Below are 22,786 nucleotides of genomic sequence, written 5' to 3'. Positions count from 1 at the left end.
GAATTTTTGACTGTCATAAAGCAGAAAAATAAAAACAAAAATTGATGGACTACGGAAAAGAATTCGAAAAATACGCTACTAAACATCACGGGATCAATAGTAATTACTACGATAAATTGGTGAGCGCGGTAACACCGGTGGGAATGACTCCTAACATTATAGAGGAACGCCAGATGAATGCTGTTGCGATGGACGTTTTTTCACGTTTAATGATGGATCGGATTATTTTTATGGGTACGGGTATAAGCGACCAGATTGCCAATATCATCCAGGCGCAGTTACTTTTTCTTGAAAGTACAGATGCTTCAAAGGACATTCAGATTTATATTAACTCCCCGGGAGGTAGTGTATATGCAGGTCTTGGGATTTACGATACCATGCAGTTTATAAAACCAGATGTCGCGACAATATGTACAGGAATGGCAGCTTCTATGGGTGCTGTTTTGCTTTGTGCCGGCGAAAAAGGCAAAAGAAGTGGACTTCCACATTCCAGGGTGATGATTCATCAGCCTTTAGGTGGAGCACAGGGGCAGGCTAGTGATATTGAAATTACTGCGAGGGAAATCATCACTTTGAAGGAAGAATTGTACAAAATTATCTCCAAGCATACCGGTCAGGATTATGAAAAGGTACATGAGGATAGTGACCGTGATTACTGGATGAAAGCAGATAAAGCTAAAGAGTACGGTATGATCGATGAAATATTAAAAAGAGACGCATAATTGGAATTCAGGAATCATTTTTTATATTATATGAAACCTGAAGTATTAATTGGAAAACCGAAATAATGGGTAAAGAAGATTTAGAATGTTCATTTTGTGGAAGAAAGAAGCCGGAGACCAGCTTGTTAATTGCCGGACTGGATGCTCATATTTGTGATAGATGTATTGAACAGGCTCATGGTATAGTTCTGGAAGAATCCCGGCAGGGTGAAGCCAAAGAACTGTCTTCAGATTTAATGCTGAGCAAACCAAAAGCTATAAAATCTTTTTTGGATGAGTATGTAATTGGCCAGGAAGACACAAAAAAAGTGATGTCTGTTGCAGTTTATAATCACTATAAGAGATTATTGCAGCCGGGTTCAGATGACGATGTGGAGATCCAGAAAAGTAATATAATTATGGTTGGGGAAACCGGTACCGGTAAAACCCTTATTGCAAAAACTATAGCAAAGATGCTTAATGTACCTCTGGCTATTGTGGATGCTACTGTTTTAACTGAAGCTGGTTACGTTGGTGAAGATGTGGAAGGTATACTTACACGCCTCCTTCAGGCTGCAGATTATAATACTGAAAAAGCGCAGCGCGGGATTGTTTTTATTGATGAAATTGATAAAATTGCCCGTAAAAGTGATAATCCTTCTATTACGAGAGACGTTTCGGGAGAAGGTGTTCAGCAGGCGTTGTTGAAGTTGCTGGAAGGAACTACAGTAAATGTTCCGCCAAAGGGAGGAAGAAAACACCCTGATCAAAAGTTTATAGAAGTCGATACAGAGAATATTCTTTTTATTGCCGGTGGCGCCTTCGATGGGATAGAAAGAAACATCAGCAAAAGACTTAATATGCAGGCGGTAGGCTTTAGTGCCTCCAAAAGTGATGACAAAATAGAGCGGACTAACCTGTTGAAGTACATTATTCCGAAGGATTTGAAAGATTTCGGGTTGATTCCAGAGATTATAGGACGTCTTCCTGCTTTAACTTATATGAATCCGCTGGATAAAGAAACACTTAGACAAATTCTCACCGAGCCTAAGAATGCGATTATTAAGCAATATCAAAAGCTCTTTGAGATGGATGATATTGAATTTACGATGACTGAAGATGCTTTGGAGTATATTGTTGAAAAAGCTGTGGAATACAAACTTGGTGCCCGTGGATTACGCTCGCTTTGTGAAGCAATTCTTACAGATGCCATGTTTGAAATGCCAGAAAGTAAGGAAACTAAACTTGTTGTAGATGCCGAATATGCTGAAAATAAGCTGAACAAATCCACAATTAATAAGCTTAAAGCAGTTTCTTAGAGCTTAATAAAATATTTTTTTAAAGCCACTTCTATCGGGAGTGGCTTTTTTTGAATTTAAGTTTTGATAATTAAAGCATCTATCGTAATATTACAATTAATAAATTCTGAAGAAAAGTGGGCGTTACAAAGTCTGAAATATTTACAGATTACCAGAACAAACTGGCACTGGCTGCAAGGGTCCTGGGACATCCGGCCCGTATTGCCATTCTTCAGCATTTGTTTAAAACCGATTCCTGCGTTTGCGGAGATCTTGTTGGGGTCATAGGTTTGGCTCAACCAACAATTTCTCAGCATCTTAAAGAACTTAAGAATCTTGGAATTATAAAAGGAAATATTGATGGTACAAGGGTTTGTTACTGCATCGATACCCAAAAGTGGGAGGAATTAAAAGAACTTTTTGCAGGTTTTCTTAACCAGACAGCTTCAGATAAAAGCTGTTGCTAATAAAAATTTTAATGTTAATCATCGCTTTATTGCGATAAAACAATAGTAATTATGAAATTATCAGAAATTAAAAAGCACCTGGATGAGCTGGAGCAGATTGCTTTTGAATTGCCAGATGGTACTTTGGTTCCGCGTCATTTTCACGTTACCGAAATTGGAAAAGTCAGGAAGAAATTTATCGATTGCGGAGGAACTTTACGAAATGAAGAAGTTGTTAATTTCCAGCTGTGGGAAGCACAGGATTATGACCATCGCCTGCATCCGGAAAAATTAATGTCGATAATTGAACTTTCTGAAAGGCTGCTTGAATTGAAAGATTCAGAAATTGAGGTAGAGTATCAGGGAAATACAATAGGCAAATATGATCTTGGTTTCGATGGAAAACATTTTCTGCTGTTAAATAAACAAACCGCCTGTCTTGCCATGGATCAGTGTGGCGTGAAGGAAAACTCAAAGCCGATAATTGCCAAATTTGAGGCATCACCTTCAGCGGCCTGTGAACCTGGTAGCGGATGTTGCTAATAAATTTAATTTGACATATAAAAGGATGAAAAAAACAAATTTACTGCCTTCAGTACAGCAAAAAATTGCCTCTTTTGATATAGATTCTGTTTCAGAAACGCGAAAAGAGGTTTTAAAACCGCTAATTCAGTATATAAAGAGCAAATTGGACCAAAATAAGCCAATAAAGCTTCATTTTATTTGTACTCATAACTCAAGAAGAAGTCAGTTTTCCCAAATTTGGGCTCAGGCGATAGCCGCTTACAGCAATATTCAAATTTCCGCATTTTCTGGCGGAGTCGAGGTTACAGCCTTTAACGGGAATGCGGTGTCTGCTATCGAAAATGCCGGTTTTGAGTTATCATCTGAAGGTACTGAAAATCCGGTTTATTCAGTTAATTATGCTGAAGATACACCTGCTTTAAAGATGTATTCCAAAAAATTCGACGATAAGGCCAATCCGCAACGTGATTTTGCAGCGATAATGACCTGTTCTCATGCCGATGAAACCTGCCCTTTTATTCCCGGTGCAGAAAAGCGTATACCGGTGAAATATGATGATCCAAAAGCTTTTGACGATACTCCGCAACAGGAGCAGAAGTACGAAGAACGTAGTGACGAAATAGCAACAGAAATGTTATACGTATTCTCTACTGTTCAAAAGCAAAAATCTTCTTAAGACCTATTAAATGGCTGAAAATAAAAAACTTGGTTTTCTCAACACGTATCTTACGCTGTGGATATTTATTGCCATGGGGATTGGTGTAGCTCTCGGCTTCCTCTTTCCATCTTTCCCGGAGCGGATAGAATCTTATAGTAGCGGCAGTACCAACTGGCCAATTGCGGTGGGGCTTATTCTTATGATGTATCCGCCGCTGGCAAAAGTTAATTACAGGCTTTTACCAAAAGTTTTCCGGAATGTGAAAATACTTTCCATCTCATTGCTGCTCAACTGGATCATCGGCCCAATTTTAATGTTTGCCCTGGCAATGATTTTCCTACAGGATTACCCCGAATATATGGTAGGTCTCATATTGATAGGCCTGGCGCGCTGTATCGCCATGGTACTGGTATGGAACGATCTTGCAGAGGGGAGTAGTGAATATGGAGCCGGACTGGTAGCTTTAAACAGTATTTTTCAGGTATTTGCTTATAGTTTCTATGCCTGGTTGTTTATTACAGAATTGCCACCGTTATTTGGGTTCGATGGTGCCGTGGTAGATATTTCAATTGCAACTATTGCAGAAAGTGTCGCTATATATTTGGGAATTCCATTTGTGCTGGGCATTCTTACCAGATATTTTTTAGTAAGACGAAAAGGAAGCGATTGGTACGATACCAAATTTATACCTGCAATTTCACCCATTACACTTATAGCATTGCTTTTTACAATCGTGCTTATGTTTTCTCTAAAAGGTGAACTTATTGTTGAAATTCCTATGGATGTAGTGGTTATTGCCGTACCGTTGCTGATTTACTTCACACTTATGTTTATAATTGGCTTTTTTATCAGTAAAGCAATGGGAGCAACCTATGATAAAAATGCAGCTATAGCTTTTACTGCCGCGGGGAATAATTTTGAACTGGCCATAGCGGTTGCGATAGCTGTCTTCGGCTTAAATTCCGGGCAGGCTTTTGCGGGAGTGATAGGTCCTCTAATAGAAGTTCCTGCACTTATTCTTCTGGTACGTGTCTCCTTTTGGCTGAAAAAAAAGTATTATTGAATTTTCATTTTTCTGAAGTAGATTTTTCTGAAATTGAATAAACCAAATATGGATCAACAGCAAAAAAATAATCCTCTGCACGGAGTAAAACTGGTGGATATCCTCAACGTTCTTGTAGAAAAGTACGGCTGGGACGAACTGGGAAGGAGAATCAACATCCGTTGTTTTACACATGATCCTTCTATAAAGTCAAGCTTGAAATTTCTTCGGAAGACGCCTTGGGCACGCGAAAAAGTAGAGCAATTATATCTGAAGAGTATTTAGTTTAAAGGCTGTTGCTGTTGTACAATTCGTACCAGGAAATATCCTGAAGTATTTCTTTCAGTTTATCTTGCGGAATATTAGAAGTAAGCGAAGGCAATTTTTCCTGTCCTTCTGTCATTTCTAAAGGATAGTTGAGGTACTGCATTAAATCTCCGGTTTTTTCTATCGCAAGTTCTTTTTGTTTTTGATTTAATTGATCTACCCATTTCCCAAATTTTCCTTTGTTGAGGTGCTTTGGGCTTTTACTTTTCATGTTCGAGAAAGTCACGGCTTCTTCAAGTTCCTTCTGCTCTTTTTGGGATAAACTAACCTGAAGGTAATCTAGTAAATATTTTAATTCAGCAGGAAAATCGTGCAACAAGCGTTCATAAAAAACAAAATGAATATCCAGTTCTTCTTTATGAAGTAGATAATTGCCATAAAACCATACCCATCGTTCCAGTAGGTTCTCAAATTCATTTTCCATAAACTCTTCCGGAGAAGAATAATGCGAGGGATAATGTTTTTTCATATACGGAGTAAAAGCAAACTTTGCAGCCGATAAAGCCCGGTCCCGTGGATCCCGAACGATGCATATTTTTTTATCAAAAAGAGGAAAAACATCAAAACTCGTGGCGCATAAGGTGGAATGTGTCCAGGCAAGGCTTGTAGCATCTGCATATAGCGCAGGATCTGATATTTTTTTTCTAAAAACCGAACTAATCCTGTAATAGCAACCGTCTTCTTCAATATCCATCATATCTACCTCAGCCTGGCCTTTAAAGCTGAGCTCCATATTTTTTGCCTGTTGGTAAACCTCCTGTTGCTGAATAAAAGACTTTATTGAAAATCCCTTTTTCTGAAGAATCTGATGTAAAATGGTGTGTAGCCAATAACTTCCCGATTTTGGTGCACTTATCTGCAGAATGTTCATTTATCTGTACTTTAAAAACAAGCTAATAATTTTTCCAATCACCACACGGTGGATTAATAAATTCTTAGGATTTTGGAAGGATGTGTTTTTATACTGCCTTAAATTTACGGGAATCAACCAGGCGCGGATCTCCCATAGTTTCCTGCCGCGAAATCCATTTAAGGTTTAGGGATAGGTAACCTAATTCTTCTACTACTCGTCCATAACATAAAAAAATCCCTTTGCTTCTTATAGGATATTTTTCAGCAATTGTGGGAAATTGGACAATGTCAAAAATCTCGCTGTCCATATCGTAAAAGGTGCTAAAGCACATAAATTTCCCGTTCACGGTTGGTGTTCTTTTCGCAGTGATAAGGTTGCCATAAATCTGTACATCCCTGCCAATAAAGTGTTTTAATTCTTTTGCTTTTATGGAAGGTTGTATTGGGTTTTTTAGCAATTTAAAATGGCTGCAGAGTGGAAAGCCCAAAAGTTCCATCTGGTCGTAAGCTTCTACAATTTCAGAAAGAGTAAATTCAGGTAAAGCAAAATCTCTTTGCTTCGGTTTAAATAATACTGCCTGATTGGTTTTAGGTTTACTCTTATTTAATTTAAAATGTGCTTTCCAAAGCAAGTGATATTTGTCCAGTTTGGTGAATCTAAAAGCACCAATTTTTAATAGAATACTTAACTGTTCAATAGAAATAGCTACGCGATCTATAAAATCATCTAAAGATTTAAACGGACCAAAGAATTGCCGGTTTTCAAGAATACGTTGTATTGCTTTTATTTCCAGTTCCTTAATATTCCCTAAGCCTAAATAAATATTTTTTCCGAAAATAACATTTGGATGGTCACTCTTGTTAATGCATGGCGCATGGACCATTCCGCCACATTTTCGTATTTCCTGAATATAGGTTTCCACGTCATAAAAACCACCTCCGTTATTGAGCGCTGCCACCATAAATTCCAACGGAAAATATTTCTTTAAATAAAGACTTTGATAACTTTCCACCGCGTAAGAAGCTGAATGTCCTTTTGGAAAGGCATATCCCGCGAAGGAAGAAATTTGCTCCCATACTTCATTTATTAGTTGTTCGGGATATTCTTTTTTTCTACAATTACTCCTGAATTTGGCTTCGATTTTCTCTATTTGTCCTTTAGAAGTTTTCTTGCCGCTCATTCCACGCCTTAATATGTCCGCCTCGTCATAAGATAGCCCTGCAAAATGATGGGCTACTTTAAGAACATCTTCCTGGTAGACCATAACTCCATAAGTTTCTTCTAAAATCTCAAAGAGAACAGGATGTGCTACTTTTCGTTGTTCGGGATTACGGTGACGTTGGATATACTCTTCCTTCATCCCGCCATTGGAAATTCCCGGCCTGATAATGGAACTCGCCGCGACAAGTTCAATATAGCTGCTGGTCTGTAATTTGATCATCAGTCCGCGCATAGCAGGGGATTCTACATAAAATACGCCCATACAATCTCCCGTTTTAAGCAAATAATTAATTTCAGGATCGTCTTTAAAGACTTTTGTGTTTTCAATATCCTCTATTATCGCATCAGGTTGATTTTGCCTGATGATCTCAATGGCATCTGTTATTTTTGAAAGTCCTCTTTGGGCGAGAATATCAAATTTGTGTATCCCGACTGCTTCACTAATATTCATATCAATCTGGATCGTCCGAAATCCTTTGGGAGGCATAAAGGTGCTTGCATAATTGTATACCGAATCCTTTAAAATCAATATACCTCCTGAATGTACACTTATATAATTAGGAAATCCTGCTATTAATTTGCTATACCTAAGCACTAGTTTCTCCAGGTGGTCCAGCTGATGATAATTGAAATATCCGGCAGACAACTTGTCAAGATTTTCTTTGGGCAGCCCCAGTACCTTCCCGAGCTCTCTAACAACCGCCCGGCGTTTAAAGGTTACATAAGTTCCCATAAGAGCGGTGTTTTCATAACGATCAAAGATATAAGCCGTTACATCCTGCCGGTGTTTCCAGGAAAAATCTATATCAAAATCTGGTGGGGAATTGCGGTGTGCATTGATAAAACGTTCAAAATAAAGGTCAAGTTCCATTGGATCTACATTGGTGATACCAATAATATAAGCCAGGATGGAATTGGCGCCGCTGCCCCTGCCTATATATGGATAAGCTTTGGATTTGGCATATTGGATAATATCATAATTGATCAGGAAAAAGGCTACATATCCGAGGCTGATCACCGCTTTTAGCTCCTTTTTTACCCGCTCATAAACTTCTTCTGAAGCCTGGGGATAGCGTTTTGGCAGGTTCTCGTAACAAAGTCTATTTAATTCTTCTTCATCTGCTTTTTTGTTCTTACCAAAAACCTGCAGATTTTGATTTTTTCGGAATTCCCCAAAATCAAAATTGACTTTACAGGTGTTTGTAAGCTTTTCTGTATTCTGTAGGATATGAGGATAATCTTTAAATTCAGTTTTAATAATTTCAGGAGAAATCATTTGCTGGGAAAAATTCCCTTCCTCACTTTTCGGTAATTTACTCAGCAAGGTATTGTTATCTATTGCCCGTAGCAATCGGTGCGCATTGTAATCTCTTTTATTCCGAAAGGTGACCGTCTGCAACAGTACCAGTTTTTCCCTGTAGTGGAGATACTTCGAAAATTTGAGTTTTCGCAGGCTTTCTACTGAAATTCCTATAAATTCATTCTCTTTAAAGCTTATTTTATTTTCAGAAACCACCTTTTCAAAAGGATAAATAATATAGCATTGAGACAGAGAAGGCGCATTGTTTGCAAAATCATTTCCATTGTGCAGATGGTTGGATAAATGCTGATTCAATTGTTTGAATCCCTCATTATTCCTGGCTATTCCCACATATTGCTGCTGGACTCCATTCCTGAAATCAATTCCTATTAATGGTTTAATACCATATTCCGAAGCAATTTTTATAAATTTTAAACATGCAGAAGTATTGTTGATATCGGTAACTGCCAGGCTCTGCACATGTTGACTTTTGGCAAGTTCACACAATTCCTCTACTGGAAAAGTTCCATAACGAAGAGAATAATAAGTGTGGCAGTTTAAGAACATTATCTAATTGATTTTTATTGCTGTCTATGGGCGAGAACTATTGGTGGCTCTCCGTTAAACGGATTTTCCATTCTGCCAACACCATTGCCACCTATCGTAGAAACCCGTACTACGGCATGATCGCCATACCTGTTGCGAATTTTATCCATAGCATTGTATAGGTTTAGCATTTTTTCAGAATCATCAAAAAGGTTGATCTGGTAGTTCCCTCCCGTCAAATGGGTATATTTTACACCAATAAGCCTTATCAGTAACCTGCGATTGTACAGGTGTTTAAATAATTCTTCTATTTTGGGAATAAGGATATGATCTGCACTGGTGTAGGGGATTTTAGCTTGTTTTGTATACGTCTGAAAATCAGAATAACGAATTTTCACACTTACACAGGAAGTTAGCTTATCTCCCCGTCTTAGCTGATACGCCAGGTTCTCTGCCATCCCTCTTAAAGTAGCTTCCAGTTTTATCATATCTGTTGTGTCGCGGTTAAAAGTCCGTTCGGCAGAAATAGATTTTCGTTCATGAAAAGGAATAATAGGTGAATCATCTATACCCTGAGCCCTTTTCCAGATGATTCTTCCGTTTTTACCGAGCACACTTTCCAGCATTTCTACCGGCATTTCCTGAATGGTTCTAATGTCCCTGATTCCCAGATTGAGCAGCTTCTGAAATGTCTTATTTCCTATCATGGGTATTCTTCGCACCGAAAGGGGAGCCAGAAAATTTTTTTCCTCCCCGTTATTTATACACAGCTCATCGTTTGGTTTTGCTTCACCGGTAGCAATTTTAGAGACTACTTTATTTTGTGATAAGCCGAAGGAAATGGGAAGTCCGCTTTCTTTAATGATTGTCTGTCGCAATTCATGGGCAAATTTCCTGATCCCGAAAAATTTATCCATTCCGGAAAGATCGGCATAGAATTCATCGATACTTGCTTTTTCAAAAGAAGGAACGCTGCTTTTGATAATGTCGGTAACTATATGTGAATGTTTAGTGTAAAGGCTGGAATCTCCTTTTATTACTGTAGCTTGAGGACAAAGCTGCCGGGCTACCTTCATTGCCATTCCCGAATGAACACCGAATTTTCTGGTTTCGTAACTGGCAGCAGCCACCACTCCACGATCTCCCATTCCGCCAACGATTAGCGGCTTATTTTCTAATTCTGAATTGAGTCGCCGCTCTACAGAAACAAAAAAAGTATCAAGGTCCAGATGTATGATTGATCTGTTTTTCATAATAGGAATAATTCCTTTGTTTTGGATTATTTCCAAAATTATAAAATATCCTGAAAGAAGAGTAGGCGGAAATAGTTAAACTTATAAAAGAGATTTTTAGTGAAGGTGAAGGGTTGAAAATGGCAATTTTCTTTCTTTAACAAAAACTTAACTGGAAATGAAAAACCAGGGTTGGCTTTGCTACGTAAGTATTTATGTAATCAACAAAAACATAATTATGAAAAAACCTATGATTAAAGTGCAGCAAGAATATACTGCACCAAATGGAAACAACTCTTCTCGTAGAAAATTTTTAAAGATGGGAAGTTTAGCCGTAGTGGGATCGGGATTTTTGCTTTCCTGTAGTAGTGACGATGATCTCATGGATCCTGTAGATGGAGGCGATGTCTTCGATTTAGGAAGCGGAGACCTGGGCATCCTTAATTATGCCTACGCCCTGGAGCAACTGGAAGCTGCGTTTTATACAAATGTAATGGACGGATCTTACTGGATGAATGCCAGTGCTGAAGAAAAATTAATTCTGGAAGACCTTTATAAGCATGAAGTAATACACCGTGATTTTTTTAAAGCGGCAATCACCCAGGCTGCTGGTGCTGATACCAGCAAGGTTTTACCTGAATTAGAATTTGATTTTTCCTCTGTAAATTTTTCAGACAGAAGTTCAGTTCTTGGTACTGCGAGGGTATTGGAGGATACCGGTGTAGCTGCTTATAATGGAGCCGGAAGTTTATTGACCACACCTGATTATCTGGTAATTGCCGGAAAAATAGTTTCTGTGGAGGCCAGGCATGCTGCTGCCATCAGATCCATCTTTATGGATGATCCAAAAGCTTTTGCCGGGGACGATGTAGTAGATGAAAATGGGCTGGATGTGGCAAGATCTCCTTCTCAAATCCTAACAGCAGTGGGAGATACCGGATTTGTAAAAACTCAATTTACAGCAAATCAATTGCCAGGATAAACCAATTTCAAAAACTTTAAAACATAATCATTATGAATATTATAAAATTCTTAGACGAATTCACATCAGAAAATCTTTCAGCCAAGACCTCCTCAAGGAGAGAGGCTTTTAGTACGCTTGGTTCTTTAGGAAAGAAAGCAGCCTTAACCGCGATCCCTTTTGGATTGGCCACTTCTTCTGGAAAGGCTTATGCCGCCCAGGATCAAAATGCAGCTATTGGTGCCTTACAACTAGCTTTAACATTAGAATACCTGGAAGCAGAATTCTATTTAAAAGCATTAAACTCGGGAGTGCTACCGGGAGGGAGTAAAGCAGAGGCTATCTACGAACAGATCTCCAAACATGAATCTGCACATGTGGAATTCCTAAAATCTGGATTGGGTGAAAATTCTATAGAATCTCCGGAATTTGATTTTACGGCAGGAGGAGCATTTGATCCTTTTAATAAAAATGGCACCGGACAGGAAGTAGCTTATGCCCAGCTTTTGGCGCTTGCTCAGGCTTTTGAAGATACAGGCGTGAGAGCATATAAGGGACAGGCAGGGAATCTTATGGGAACTCAGTTCCTTACTCCTGCGTTGCAGATACATTCTGTAGAAGCCCGGCATGCTTCAGAAATCAGAAGACTTAGAGCAGATGTAATGGGAGAAAACCTGGATCAGAATGCCTTGGGGTGGATCACCCTGGATAACAGAGGACCGGGAATGCCGGAAGCAACTCAGGCTGTTTATGACGGGGAAGAGAATGTGGTGCAGGGCGGAGTAAATCTTGTTGATGCCACAGCTTTTGGTGATGTTGCAGTATCTCAAGCCTATGATGAACCAATGGACGGTCAAACTGCTTCTAACATTGCAGGGTTATTTATCGTTTCATAAAACTCAAAATAGTATAGTAAGCTTAGAGATCGCCTGGGAATGAAAATTTTCAGGCGATTGTTTTTGTTCAACATTCTGATTTTAACTGTTTTACAATTTCAGGATATCCAAAAATAATATTTAAACCAGTAGAGCCCCTCTTTTGTGCCGGTTTTACTAATAATTGTTTAAATTGATCCTTTATTCAAACGAATGCAACAAGATTTATTAATTGCTCAGCTCCAGCAAGGGAATGAGAAGGCTTTTGAACGTATCTATCAGCTATACGCTACAAGTATGTACGGCATCATTTTCAGTATAATTCGGGATGAGAAAATTTCAGAAGAAATTCTTCAGGATGTATTCCTTAAAATCTGGGATAATGCTGCATCATACGATTCAGATCAGGGCCGTTTCTTTACCTGGATTCTGAATATAGCCAGAAATGCTTCAATTGATAAATTGCGATCTAAAGAATTTAAAAATAAAAGATCAGATTTAAAAGATTATGATTTTACTGAAATTCTGGAGACAAGCAATAATGCTTCAGGAAAGATAGATGCTATTGGACTGCAAAAATATATAGACCTGCTGGGGCCTGTTTGTAAAAAAATAATTGATCTTTTATTCTTTAAAGGGTTTACACAAAAAGAAAGTGCCGAAGAACTTCAAATTCCCTTAGGAACAGTAAAAACCAAAAATAGAGTATGCATAGATAAATTAAGAGCTAACATTAATTAGGATGAATGAAAAAGAGTACATATCATCAGGAATTTTAGAACTCTATGTCTATGGTGCACTCTCTGAGTCTGAAAGTGCTGAAGTAACCCGTATGCTTAAGAAGCATCCCGAAATGAGGGCAGAGGTGGAAGAAATAGAAAAAGCTTTATTACGCTTGTCTGAAGCTGCGGCACCTTCTAATCAGAAACTATTGTTGGCACCTTTAAAAGAAAAAATTTCGCAAAGAAGCAGAAATGTTCCGGTTCGAAAGAAGCGGGCAAATTGGTCTGCACTTGCGGGTTGGGCAGCAAGTTTCCTTTTATTGGCAGGTTTGTTCCTTATGTTCAGGGCCAATAGTGAATTAAGGGAATCCCTGCAGACCTTGCAAATGGAGAATGCCCAGATAGAATCTGAAATTGCGGAAGCAAGGAATGATGCGGCCAAATCCCGGGAACTTTTAAATACTTTGAGAGACAGGAATATCCTAAAGGTCCCACTTGAGGGGCAGGAGATAGCTCCGGAAGCATACGCAACTGCATATTATGATGATGAGAAAGATTTGACCCTCATCGATGCCCAAAATTTACCCGAACCGCCAAGAGGAATGGTATATCAGGTCTGGTCCCTGAAAATGTCCCCTCTTGTTCCTAGTAGTATTGGCCTTTTAAATGATTTTGAAGAAGATGAAGATAAAATTTTTAAGCTGGATAACTCAAACATTTCTGAAGGCTTTGGAATTACCTTAGAACCGGCAGGAGGAAGTGAAACCCCTACCATGGAAATGCTCTATTCTTTGGGCGTAATTACTTCTTAAACAGAAATATAAATAGCAGGACCTCGTAAAAAAAAATCTGTTGATAAGTCTATCTTTTTTAGTAGTGCTTCAGTTTTCTTAAGTTCCGGTATTTCCAATTCACCTACTTTTAAGGCTTCGGGACCTTCAAAATCTTCATAATATGCAGCTCTCATTTTTTCTCCATTTCTTTTTTTCTATTGAACTTTTTTTGCTCTTCCTGCGTAGAAGAATAGGTTACATGGAACGGTGGTTGCGCGTTCTTTTTTCCAAAGCCTCATAATTTGCTATGGCCGCTTCGTCTATCTTTCGAGGATTATTAAAGTTTAGTTCGATGTGTTTTTTTCTTTCTTCACCACCCAGAATCACGTTTATCTCTCCTGAAATCAGCCCATCGACTGTTCGTTTTGCTACTTCCTGGGGACTGTCCATACCTCCAACATCTGCGGTTTTCATCATGTTAGTTTCTGTCGCTGATGGGTAGACAGTCATCACGTGAAGGGGATATTGATGCAGCTCTCTTCTCATAGCGTCAGAAAATTGTCCTACTGCTGCTTTAGTGGCAGCGTACACGCTGTAGAAGGGCATAGCAATGTAGCCGTAGCCGGAAGAAACGTTGATAATAGCTCCTTCACTACTGTCCTTTAGGAGCGGTAATACTTTTTTCGTTAGGAGGATCAATCCTGTCAGGTTTACGTTGATCTGTCCTATAATATCCTGGTCACTCAAATCTTTTAATAAACCTGCGCTAACCACTCCCGCATTATTTACGAGAATATCTAATTTTCCCCATTTCTGCTGAACTTGTTCGACAGCTCTATCCAGATCTTCAAGGTCAGCAACATTACCCTGAATGAGCAGAAATTTCGCAGTATTAAATTCTTCCCGGAGTTTTTCCAGCGGTTCCTTTTTTCTGCTAATGACAGCGAATTCCGTTGCACCGTACTTGATCAACTCAGCAATAACTGCTTTGCCTATTCCTGCACTACCTCCGGTAATAAGAATTTTTTTGTTTTTTATAATCATATATTGCTGTTTCTAAATTATGTTTTTCCTGTCTTCTTAAATTAATGCTTCAAAGGAAAAAATCTCACCGTTTTAAGTAAGTTTAGTTTTTATTTAACAGCCATTCTATTCTTAGTCACTCAATTATAATATTTTCTTCGGAAGAAACTGTAGGTATATTTTAGCAGTAGCTTTTTAAGGGGGAATAGAAGATCGGTTGTGTGACCAGGCGAATAAGAACCTTTAGAAGTCAGTCAGTTCAGAGGAGTGAAAAATGTAGAATTCTTCCTGTATAGATTAACTACAATTTTTGTTTAGTCCCCAACCATTAGGCTTGATCCCTATTAACCCAACTGGTGCTATAAAACGAAAAAACCCAAGACTTTCGTCTCGGGTTTTCAAGTGGTGCCTCCAGGAATCGAACCAGGGACACAAGGATTTTCAGTCCTTTGCTCTACCAACTGAGCTAAGGCACCAGTGCTTGTAAGCGGTGGCAAATATAATTTCATTTTTATTAACTCACAAAGGAAATTTTAAAAAAATGCTTTTGTAATTTAGTAATTTCTAATTTTGCCTCATGAATTTAGTAGTAGATATTGGAAATACTTCGGTTAAAATGGCTGTATTTCAAAACAATAGCCTTTTAGATAAACGAATTTTTTCCTTGTCAGATTTTTTTAAAAATTTTCAAAAAATAAAAGATCAGTTTCCGGAAATTAAAGATTGCATGCTCTCCAGTGTAGTAAATACTATTTCTGAAGAAAAAAAAATGCTTCAGCAAAGCACAGATCTTATTGAACTGACTCCGGCTTTATCACTGCCTTTTAAAAATAAATATGCTTCTCCTTCTACCTTGGGAAAAGATAGAATTGCCCTGGTCGCTGCGGCTGTAGCAAAATTTCCTCATAAAAACACATTGGTTATTGATGCAGGCACTTGTGTGACTTTTGATTTTAAAAATAAAAAAGAAGAGTATTTAGGTGGGGCTATTTCTCCCGGTCTGGAAATGAGATTTAAGGCGCTGCACAAGTTTACGGCAAATTTGCCGTTATTAAAACCAGGAGATAATTTGCAGTTAATTGGCACTTCTACAGCAGGGTCTATTAACTCTGGAGTGGTAAACGGACTGCTGCTGGAAATTGAAGGTACAATGGCTTCGTATGCCACTGAATATAAAGATTTAACAATTATTTTAACAGGTGGAGATACTCAATTTTTGTCAATGCGGTTAAAAAATAGCATATTTGCCAATTCAAATTTTCTCCTGGAGGGATTGAACCACATTTTAGAATTTAATAAAACTCAATGATAAAACGATTTCTGGTAATCGTAGCTATTCTATCTACCGCCTTAACGGCTGCTCAGGAGAACATTGCTTCTCCATATTCATACTACGGCATAGGACTTACTAACTTTAAAGGAACTGTTGAAAACAGGGCTATGGGTGGGTTAAGTATTTTTTCTGATAGTATACATTTAAACCTTAGAAATCCCGCTTCATATGGTAGACTTCGGCTTACAACATATAGTTTGGGTGCCAGCCATGAAAGGACTACTCTTAAGTCTGATGAAGCAGAGAGCGAAGCTAAAATTTCTTCTTTGGATTATTTAGGTATAGGAATTCCTGTTGGTAATAATCTAGGTTTTGGCTTGGGTTTGGTGCCATACACCTCTGTGGGATATAGGGTCTTAGATGTAAATGAGGAGGTTGCGAGTAGACTTAATGGTCGGGGAGGGATGAATAAAGTCTTTCTTTCAGCCGGATATCAGTTTAATAAAAACTTTAGTGTTGGTGTTGATGCCAACTATAACTTCGGAAATTTTCAAAACAGAAGAGTCGTCGTTCGTGAGGATATTCAGTATGGGACAAGAGATATACGTCGCTCAGATATTCAGGGTTTTAACTTTAACTTTGGATTAGATTATCAGGCCATGCTTTCAGATAACCTAAGGTTACATGTGGCGGGTACTTATGCTCCTGAAGTAAATCTTTCTTCAGAAAACTTTAGAGAGCTGGCTACGGTGGCTTTTATTCCTACAGGTGAAGCTATTGTAGAAGCAAGGAACCTCGATGTGGCTGATACAGAATTTGCCCTTCCGGGACAGTTTACTCTTGGCGGGGGGATTGGAGAACCCCGAAAATGGTTTATTGGTGGGGAATATAATAGCATTGGAAAAAGCTCTTTTCTTCTCAATAATTCAGATGATGCTGAATACATGGACGCCGCGCAGTACAGAGTTGGAGGGTATTATATTCCGCGTTATAACTCTTTTACCAGTTATCTTGGAAGAGTAGTATATCGTGGCGGTTTTAGATATGAAGAGACAGGATTGCAGCTCAACAATCAAAGTATAGATGAGTTTGGCATATCTTTTGGAGTGGGATTACCTGTAGGAGCACAATTTTCCAATTTAAATCTGGGAATCGAGTATGGTCAGCGCGGTACAACAGATTCAGGATTAATACAGGAAAACTTCTTTAAGGTTTCAATAGGATTGTCTTTAAATGATAAGTGGTTCGAAAGAAGAAGATTTAATTAACCAAATACATAAAAAATGAAAACGAAATTTATAGCATTAGTCACTGGGGCGATATTAGGTTCAGGCGTACTAAATGCGCAGTCCAACGATTGTCCAACAATGGCTGCACTGGCATATGATGATGCCAAAGCTAAAAATTATGATGCGGCTTACCAGCCCCTGCAAGATGTTAGGGAAAACTGTCCGGACTATAGTTTGGCAACATACCAATATCTTGAAAGGATTTTAGAAGATAAAATTAATAAAGCTGGAAGTGAGGCAGAAAAAAAACCTCTTATAGAAGAACTTATTTCTGTATGGGAGCAGCGTCTTGAGCTTTATCCTGAAAAAACAAGTAAAGGGAAAGTTTATGGTGATATTGCACAACTTAAGTATGATAACAAAATAGGTACTAAAGAGGAGTTGTATAACGCATATGACAAAGCATATACTGAGGATAGTGAGAACTTTACCAGTGCAAAAGGTCTTTATGCATATTTTGACCTGATGGTGGAAATGCAGGATGCAGGAGACAGAGAACTTCAGGATGTTTTTGACATTTACGACAGGGTAATGGCTAAAATAGAAGAAGAAGAGAATGATGCTGCTGAGAATTTAGCTCCGCTTCTTGAAAAGCAGGAGGCAGGTGAAGAGCTTACTTCTAAAGAAGCAGCGCAAATCAAGTATGCTGAAATTAACCTGAAAAATTATAATATGGTTAAAAACGCACTTAATGCTAAGCTGGGAGCAAGGGCAGATTGTGATAACCTTATTCCTTTGTATAAGAAAGATTTCGAAGAAAAGAAATCAGATGTAGATTGGTTGCAGAATGCTAACGCCAGGTTGTCTGCTAAAGATTGTACAGAAGATCCGTTATTTTTCGAGGTTTCAGAAGCTTTACACCAGTTACAGCCTTCCGCAAATTCTGCTTTCTCATTAGGACAATTGGCAGAGGCTGATGGCGACAGAGCTAAAGCTCTTGAGTATTATAACGAAGCTGCAGAGTTAGAGGAAGATCCTAGTGATCAGGCAAGGATTTACTATAGAATTGCAAGCAATTATAAAGAAAGAGGAAGCTTTGGTCAGGCAAGAACTTATTACAGAAGAGCTTTGCAAGCAAGACCTTCTATGGGGACTGCTTACTTACAGATTGCTAATATGATTGCTCAGAGTGCTAACGATTGTGGAGATACTCCTTTCAATAAAAGAGCGGTATACTGGTTGGCTGCAGATTACGCTGCAAGGGCAGGTAGGGTAGATCCTTCGATCTCCAGTAATGCAAGCCAGGCAGCAGCAAGTTATAGAGGTAGAGCTCCCCAGAAGTCTGAAGTATTCCAGGCTGGTAGAGGTGCAGGAGAGGCTATCCAGATAGGGTGTTGGATTGGTGAGACAGTCCGTATCCCTCAGATGTAGAATGAAGGTTACATATAATCATATAATTTCAGGTATTGTCACGCTTATCGGTGTGACAATACTTTTTTCATGCCAGGGCAACCTGAATGAAGTCCGGGAAATGGACTTAGAGGGAGATTCGCCGCAGGCAGTTGCTGAAGGTTTAAATCTTAAGTTTACCGATTCTGGCAGGCTCGTTGCTATTTTGCGGAGTCCCAAGATGTTCGATTATACAAATAAAGAATTCCCTTACCGGGAATTTCCTGATGGGGTTGAAGTAGAGTTTTTCGATGAAGAGAACAAGAAGAACACTGTAAACTCCGATTATGGTATTATATATGAGGAAACTGGTTTAATTGATCTTAGAGGCAACGTAGTTATTGTTACTAGTGATAGCACCCAGTTAGAAGCGAATCAGCTTTATTGGGATCAGAACAGGAGCTGGGTATTTACAGACAGGGCTAACACCATCAAATTTCCAAATGGAGCTGTAAACGAAGGGCAGGGTTTTGATTCTAACCAAAATTTCGGTAATTTCCGTTCCAGGACAAACGTAGGGGTACAAATAATAGACGAAAAAGAGGATGAGTAAATACTTCAAATTTTTTGAATATGCATATTTAGCTTTTGCTGCATTCTTCATCTTTGAAACTATCAGGATATGGGATCTCGAAAGGGACAGAGCTTATATATTCATATTTTTCGCTCTAATTTCCATCTTCATGTTTTTCTTTAAAAGGCGCTTTAGAAAAAAGCTTAAGGACCGAAACAAATAATCTATATGAATATAGATGTTCTAATTATTGTTCTTTCCCTTGTATTTTCTGCTTTTTTCTCCGGAATGGAAATCGCGTACGTTTCCTCCAACAAGATTTTTATTGAAATTGAAAAACGTCAGAACGATTTTCTTGCTACGGTTCTGAAAAGGCTCACAAAAAAACCTTCCAAATTTATTGCTACCATGCTGGTAGGGAATAATATCGCACTTGTTGTCTACGGCTTTTTTATGGGTGATCTCTTAATGGAATGGCTTGTTGGAATGCGTCCAGTGGAGAACGATATACTAAGATATCTCATTGTAGATTTAAGCCTTTTTACCCAAACGGTAATATCTACGTTGGTTATTTTGCTAACTGCGGAATTTCTTCCAAAGGTTTTCTTTCAGATATATGCCAATTCCATGCTTAAGCTTTTTGCGGTACCGGCTTATTTCTTTTACCTGCTCTTTAGTTTTATTTCTTCCTTTGTTATATGGGTTTCAGACAAGGTACTGAAGAGGTTCTTTAAAACTGAAGGGGACGAGGTTCAGCTTGCTTTTACCAAGGTAGAGCTTGGAAATTTTATAAGTGAGCAGATGGAAACCGTAGAGGAAAATGAAGAAGTAGATTCCGAGATCCAGATTTTTCAGAATGCCTTGGAGTTTTCTGAAATTAAAGCCCGCGAGGTAATGATTCCCAGGACAGAAATTATTGCGGTAGATCAAAAAGAAAATCCAGGGGATCTTATTAATAAATTTACAGAAACGGGATTATCCAAAATCCTGATTTATAACGAAACCATAGATGATATTATAGGCTACGTTCATTCTTTTGAATTGTTCAAAAAGCCAACATCCATAAAATCTGTGCTTTTACCTGTTGTTTTTATTCCAGAGACCATGTGGGTAAAAGATGTCCTTAATGTGCTAATCAAAAAGCGAAAAAGTATAGCCGTTGTTATAGACGAATACGGTGGTACAAGCGGGATGATGACTGTAGAAGATATTGTCGAGGAACTTTTTGGGGAAATTGAGGATGAGCATGATTCTGCCATTTTAATTGAGGAAAAACTAGAGGAAGATTACTACCGTTTCTCTGCAAGGACAGAAGTAGATTATGTAAATGAAGCTTATAAATTGGACATTCCGGTTGGTGAAAACTATGAAACTCTGGGGGGTTATATTGTAAATCATACTGAAGAAATTCCGCAGCAGGGAGAGGTTCTTAAGATTGAAAATTTTGAATTCCTGATCCTCGAAGTTTCCAATACAAAAATTGAGGTGGTAGAGGTAAAAGTCAAACCTGCTGACTAATTTTCTACGAGTTAATATTTTGCTAATTATAAGTTTTATAATTAGGCTAAAAACACTATTTTCGCCCACTATATTTTGATAAAAAATTAATTACAAATGGCAGTATTAAATAAAATCAGACAGCGTTCTGTTTTCTTGATTATCATCATTGCTTTGGCTCTGTTCTCTTTTGTTTTGGCAGATGTTATACGTAATGGCGGCTTGTCTTCACAGAAGTCACAAAACATCATTGCTACAGTGAATGGAGAAGAAGTTAGTCGTGAAGAATTTGCACAGCAGGTAGAGGCCCTCCAGCGTAATACCGGAGGAAATGTCAGTAATATACAGGCTGCTAACCGCGTTTGGGAGCTAAAACTTAGAGAGATTATTATTGAAGATCAACTGGAAGAGATAGGTTTAAGGGCTGAAGAAGATCAAATAACGCAGATGATCAGGGTTCAGATGGCAAATAATCCTAACTTCCAGAACGAGGCAGGAATGTTTGACGAGAACAGGTTAAAGGAATATGTGGCCAATATGAGAGCTACTTCTCCTCAGGCTTATGCTCAATGGCAACAATACACTCAGAATATGGCAGCAACTGCCCGCCAGAATCTTTACTTTAACATGATAAGCGCAGGTGTCGGTGCGACAGTAACCGAAGCTGAGCAAGCTTACAGGTTAGAAAATGACAATATCGATCTTAGCTTCGTTCAGGTTCCATACACTTCCGTTCCAGATGATCAGGTGGAGGTTAGTAAATCTGAAATAAACGAGTATGTAAAAAATCATCCGACCAGGTTTGAGACTGAAAAAGCCGTAAACCTTCAGTATGTATATTTTGAAGAAACTGCCTCTTCAGAAGATAAATCTGAAGCAAAGGAAGAAATCCAGTCTTTGATGCAAAACAGGGCAGAGTATAATTCTGCTTCAGGAGCAAATGACACTATTGCTGGGTTTGGTGCTACAGAAGATGTTGAGGATTTTGTTAATCAATACTCAGATACTCCTTTTCAGGATCAATTCCAGTTTAGAAGTGATCTTTCCGGAGAGCATGCAGAGCAGATTTTTAATCTTTCAGAAGGAGAAACCTATGGTCCTTACGAAGAAAATAATGCGTGGAAAATAACAAGAATGCTGGAAACCAAACAAATTCCTGATTCTGTAAAAGCCAGTCATATTTTAGTTGCTTATGAGGGTACGCAGATAGATCCTGAAGCCACAAGGACCAAAGCAGAAGCAGAAGCGCTTGCAGATAGTCTTGCTAATGTGGTAAGAAGAGATCAGTCACAATTTGGAGATTTAGTTTCACAATTTTCTTCAGATCGTTCTAAAGAACAAAATGCAGGAGACTTAGGATGGTTTTCTCCGGGACAAATGATTCCCGCTTTTGAAGATTACGTTTTTGACAATGACGAAGGTGATGTAGGTGTTGTGGAAACAGAATTGGGTTATCATGTTATTTCCATAGATGAGCAGACAGAAGAAGAGAAAGCAGTTAAAGTTGCTACCGTAACAAAAGAAGTTGTTCCATCAGAGCGCTCCAGAAGTGACCTTTTTAACGAGGTAACAAAATTCCAGATTGCTGCAGCTGACGGCGATTTTACTGAACAGGCAAAAAGTGAAAACTATAATGTAAGGACAGTTCAACAAGTAAAAGCACTTGATGAAAATCTTCCCGGTGTTGGTCCTCAAAGAGGTGTAATACAATGGGCATTTGAAGAAGACGTGGAAGTGGGTGAGGTTAAACGTTTTGACACCCCTAACGGCTATGTTGTTGCGCAATTAACCTCGAAAAAGGACGCTGGATTAATGAGTGCCGAAGAAGCTTCTTCTACTGTTATTCCAATACTAACTAAGCGTAAAAAAGCTGAGATTATTAAAGAGAAAATTAGTGGTAATACATTAGTGGCTATAGCTGAAAATCAGAATGTAATTGTTCAGACGGCCAATGCGGTTAATCTTAACAATCCAACATTGCCTGGTGCCGGTAGCGAACCAGAAGTGGTTGGTACTGCATTCGGGTTGGAAACCGGAAACCTTAGCGCGCCTATCGCGGGAGATAAAGGAGTTTATGTGGTTGAAGTAACAGCTAAAAATGAAGCTCCGGCTCTAAACTCTTACAATGCTGTTGCACAACAGGAAACAATGCGTCGTCGTCAGGAAGCCAGTACAAGGGTTTTTGAAGCTCTAAAGAAAAATGCTGAAATTGAAGATAACAGGTCTAATTTCTATTAGAAGTTTCAGTTAAATAAAATATTGATGATATAAAAAAGTCTCCACTACGGAGACTTTTTTGTTTTATGTACGATAATTGCCGT

General features: G+C 38.6%; 22 protein-coding genes and 1 tRNA gene. 17 read left to right on the top strand and 6 right to left on the bottom strand.

What is annotated here, in order from left to right; genetic code table 11:
- Window positions 1-44 precede the first annotated feature (44 nt).
- The 7 genes from clpP (at window position 45) to RM541_RS07680 (ending at window position 4,955) form a co-directional block, all read left to right on the top strand.
- A complete protein-coding gene (gene clpP, locus RM541_RS07710) occupies window positions 45-722 on the top strand; it encodes an ATP-dependent Clp endopeptidase proteolytic subunit ClpP (RefSeq protein ID WP_311499643.1) in 678 nt (225 codons plus the stop codon).
- A gap of 65 nt (window positions 723-787) precedes the next feature.
- Window positions 788-2,020, top strand: a complete 1,233-nt coding sequence (gene clpX, locus RM541_RS07705; protein ID WP_311499642.1) for an ATP-dependent Clp protease ATP-binding subunit ClpX — start codon at window positions 788-790, stop codon at window positions 2,018-2,020.
- Window positions 2,021-2,136: 116 nt separating this feature from the next.
- Complete coding sequence (locus RM541_RS07700; protein WP_311499641.1) at window positions 2,137-2,466, top strand: ArsR/SmtB family transcription factor; 330 nt, start codon at window positions 2,137-2,139, stop codon at window positions 2,464-2,466.
- Window positions 2,467-2,517: 51 nt separating this feature from the next.
- Entirely contained in the window at window positions 2,518-2,988 is a 471-nt protein-coding gene (locus RM541_RS07695; protein WP_311499640.1) for a DUF6428 family protein, read from the top strand.
- A 25-nt stretch (window positions 2,989-3,013) separates the two neighbouring features.
- A complete protein-coding gene (locus RM541_RS07690) occupies window positions 3,014-3,646 on the top strand; it encodes an arsenate-mycothiol transferase ArsC (RefSeq protein WP_311499639.1) in 633 nt (210 codons plus the stop codon).
- A gap of 10 nt (window positions 3,647-3,656) precedes the next feature.
- Window positions 3,657-4,691: an ACR3 family arsenite efflux transporter gene (arsB, locus tag RM541_RS07685; RefSeq protein ID WP_311499638.1), complete on the top strand. Its 1,035-nt coding sequence runs from the start codon at window positions 3,657-3,659 to the stop codon at window positions 4,689-4,691.
- Between the two features lie 48 nt (window positions 4,692-4,739).
- The gene (locus RM541_RS07680) at window positions 4,740-4,955 is read left to right on the top strand and encodes a VF530 family protein (protein ID WP_311499637.1); all 216 of its coding nucleotides are present in this window, start codon (window positions 4,740-4,742) and stop codon (window positions 4,953-4,955) included.
- Window position 4,956: 1 nt separating this feature from the next.
- On the opposite strand, the gene RM541_RS07675 is transcribed toward RM541_RS07680, so the two are convergent.
- The 3 genes from RM541_RS07675 to dinB form a co-directional block, all read right to left on the bottom strand.
- Window positions 4,957-5,868: a sulfotransferase domain-containing protein gene (locus tag RM541_RS07675; RefSeq protein WP_311499636.1), complete on the bottom strand. Its 912-nt coding sequence runs from the start codon at window positions 5,866-5,868 to the stop codon at window positions 4,957-4,959.
- Between the two features lie 88 nt (window positions 5,869-5,956).
- The gene (locus RM541_RS07670; protein WP_311499635.1) at window positions 5,957-8,938 is read right to left on the bottom strand and encodes a DNA polymerase III subunit alpha; all 2,982 of its coding nucleotides are present in this window, start codon (window positions 8,936-8,938) and stop codon (window positions 5,957-5,959) included.
- A 14-nt stretch (window positions 8,939-8,952) separates the two neighbouring features.
- The gene (gene dinB, locus RM541_RS07665; RefSeq protein ID WP_311499634.1) at window positions 8,953-10,170 is read right to left on the bottom strand and encodes a DNA polymerase IV; all 1,218 of its coding nucleotides are present in this window, start codon (window positions 10,168-10,170) and stop codon (window positions 8,953-8,955) included.
- Window positions 10,171-10,387: 217 nt separating this feature from the next.
- Between dinB and RM541_RS07660 the strand changes: the two genes are divergently transcribed.
- The 4 genes from RM541_RS07660 to RM541_RS07645 all read left to right on the top strand — a co-directional run bounded on the left by RM541_RS07660 (window position 10,388) and on the right by RM541_RS07645 (window position 13,519).
- Entirely contained in the window at window positions 10,388-11,131 is a 744-nt protein-coding gene (locus RM541_RS07660; RefSeq protein ID WP_311499633.1) for a ferritin-like domain-containing protein, read from the top strand.
- A 32-nt stretch (window positions 11,132-11,163) separates the two neighbouring features.
- Window positions 11,164-12,006: a ferritin-like domain-containing protein gene (locus RM541_RS07655; protein WP_311499632.1), complete on the top strand. Its 843-nt coding sequence runs from the start codon at window positions 11,164-11,166 to the stop codon at window positions 12,004-12,006.
- A 192-nt stretch (window positions 12,007-12,198) separates the two neighbouring features.
- Window positions 12,199-12,726, top strand: a complete 528-nt coding sequence (locus RM541_RS07650; RefSeq protein WP_311499631.1) for an RNA polymerase sigma factor — start codon at window positions 12,199-12,201, stop codon at window positions 12,724-12,726.
- Window position 12,727: 1 nt separating this feature from the next.
- The gene (locus RM541_RS07645) at window positions 12,728-13,519 is read left to right on the top strand and encodes an anti-sigma factor (RefSeq protein ID WP_311499630.1); all 792 of its coding nucleotides are present in this window, start codon (window positions 12,728-12,730) and stop codon (window positions 13,517-13,519) included.
- On the opposite strand, the gene RM541_RS07640 is transcribed toward RM541_RS07645, so the two are convergent.
- The 3 genes from RM541_RS07640 to RM541_RS07630 form a co-directional block, all read right to left on the bottom strand.
- Complete coding sequence (locus RM541_RS07640) at window positions 13,516-13,674, bottom strand: hypothetical protein (RefSeq protein ID WP_311499629.1); 159 nt, start codon at window positions 13,672-13,674, stop codon at window positions 13,516-13,518. The genes RM541_RS07645 and RM541_RS07640 overlap by 4 nt on opposite strands.
- A gap of 61 nt (window positions 13,675-13,735) precedes the next feature.
- Window positions 13,736-14,524, bottom strand: coding sequence for an SDR family NAD(P)-dependent oxidoreductase (locus RM541_RS07635; protein WP_311499628.1), 789 nt, complete (start codon window positions 14,522-14,524; stop codon window positions 13,736-13,738).
- Between the two features lie 382 nt (window positions 14,525-14,906).
- Window positions 14,907-14,979 (bottom strand) — tRNA-Phe (locus RM541_RS07630).
- 101 nt (window positions 14,980-15,080) lie between these two features.
- On the opposite strand from RM541_RS07630, the gene RM541_RS07625 reads away from it, so the two are divergent.
- The 6 genes from RM541_RS07625 to RM541_RS07600 all read left to right on the top strand — a co-directional run bounded on the left by RM541_RS07625 (window position 15,081) and on the right by RM541_RS07600 (window position 22,703).
- Window positions 15,081-15,812, top strand: coding sequence for a type III pantothenate kinase (locus tag RM541_RS07625; protein ID WP_311499627.1), 732 nt, complete (start codon window positions 15,081-15,083; stop codon window positions 15,810-15,812).
- The gene (gene bamG / locus RM541_RS07620; RefSeq protein WP_311499626.1) at window positions 15,809-17,044 is read left to right on the top strand and encodes a BamG family beta-barrel-assembly machinery protein; all 1,236 of its coding nucleotides are present in this window, start codon (window positions 15,809-15,811) and stop codon (window positions 17,042-17,044) included. Before RM541_RS07625 ends, bamG begins: the two co-directional genes overlap by 4 nt.
- Before the next feature lie 15 nt (window positions 17,045-17,059).
- Entirely contained in the window at window positions 17,060-18,436 is a 1,377-nt protein-coding gene (locus RM541_RS07615; RefSeq protein WP_311499625.1) for a hypothetical protein, read from the top strand.
- A gap of 1 nt (window position 18,437) precedes the next feature.
- On the top strand, window positions 18,438-19,007 hold the full coding sequence (lptC, locus tag RM541_RS07610) for an LPS export ABC transporter periplasmic protein LptC (protein ID WP_311499624.1): 570 nt from the start codon (window positions 18,438-18,440) through the stop codon (window positions 19,005-19,007).
- Between the two features lie 189 nt (window positions 19,008-19,196).
- A complete protein-coding gene (locus RM541_RS07605) occupies window positions 19,197-20,486 on the top strand; it encodes a hemolysin family protein (protein WP_311499623.1) in 1,290 nt (429 codons plus the stop codon).
- Between the two features lie 96 nt (window positions 20,487-20,582).
- The gene (locus tag RM541_RS07600) at window positions 20,583-22,703 is read left to right on the top strand and encodes a peptidylprolyl isomerase (protein ID WP_311499622.1); all 2,121 of its coding nucleotides are present in this window, start codon (window positions 20,583-20,585) and stop codon (window positions 22,701-22,703) included.
- Window positions 22,704-22,786 lie beyond the last annotated feature (83 nt).

This window comes from Autumnicola psychrophila (assembly GCF_031846645.1).
GTDB classification, from domain to species: Bacteria; Bacteroidota; Bacteroidia; order Flavobacteriales; family Flavobacteriaceae; genus Autumnicola; species Autumnicola psychrophila.
The sequence above is the reverse complement of the archived record's forward strand: the minus strand, read 5'-3'. Positions and strand labels throughout refer to the sequence as shown.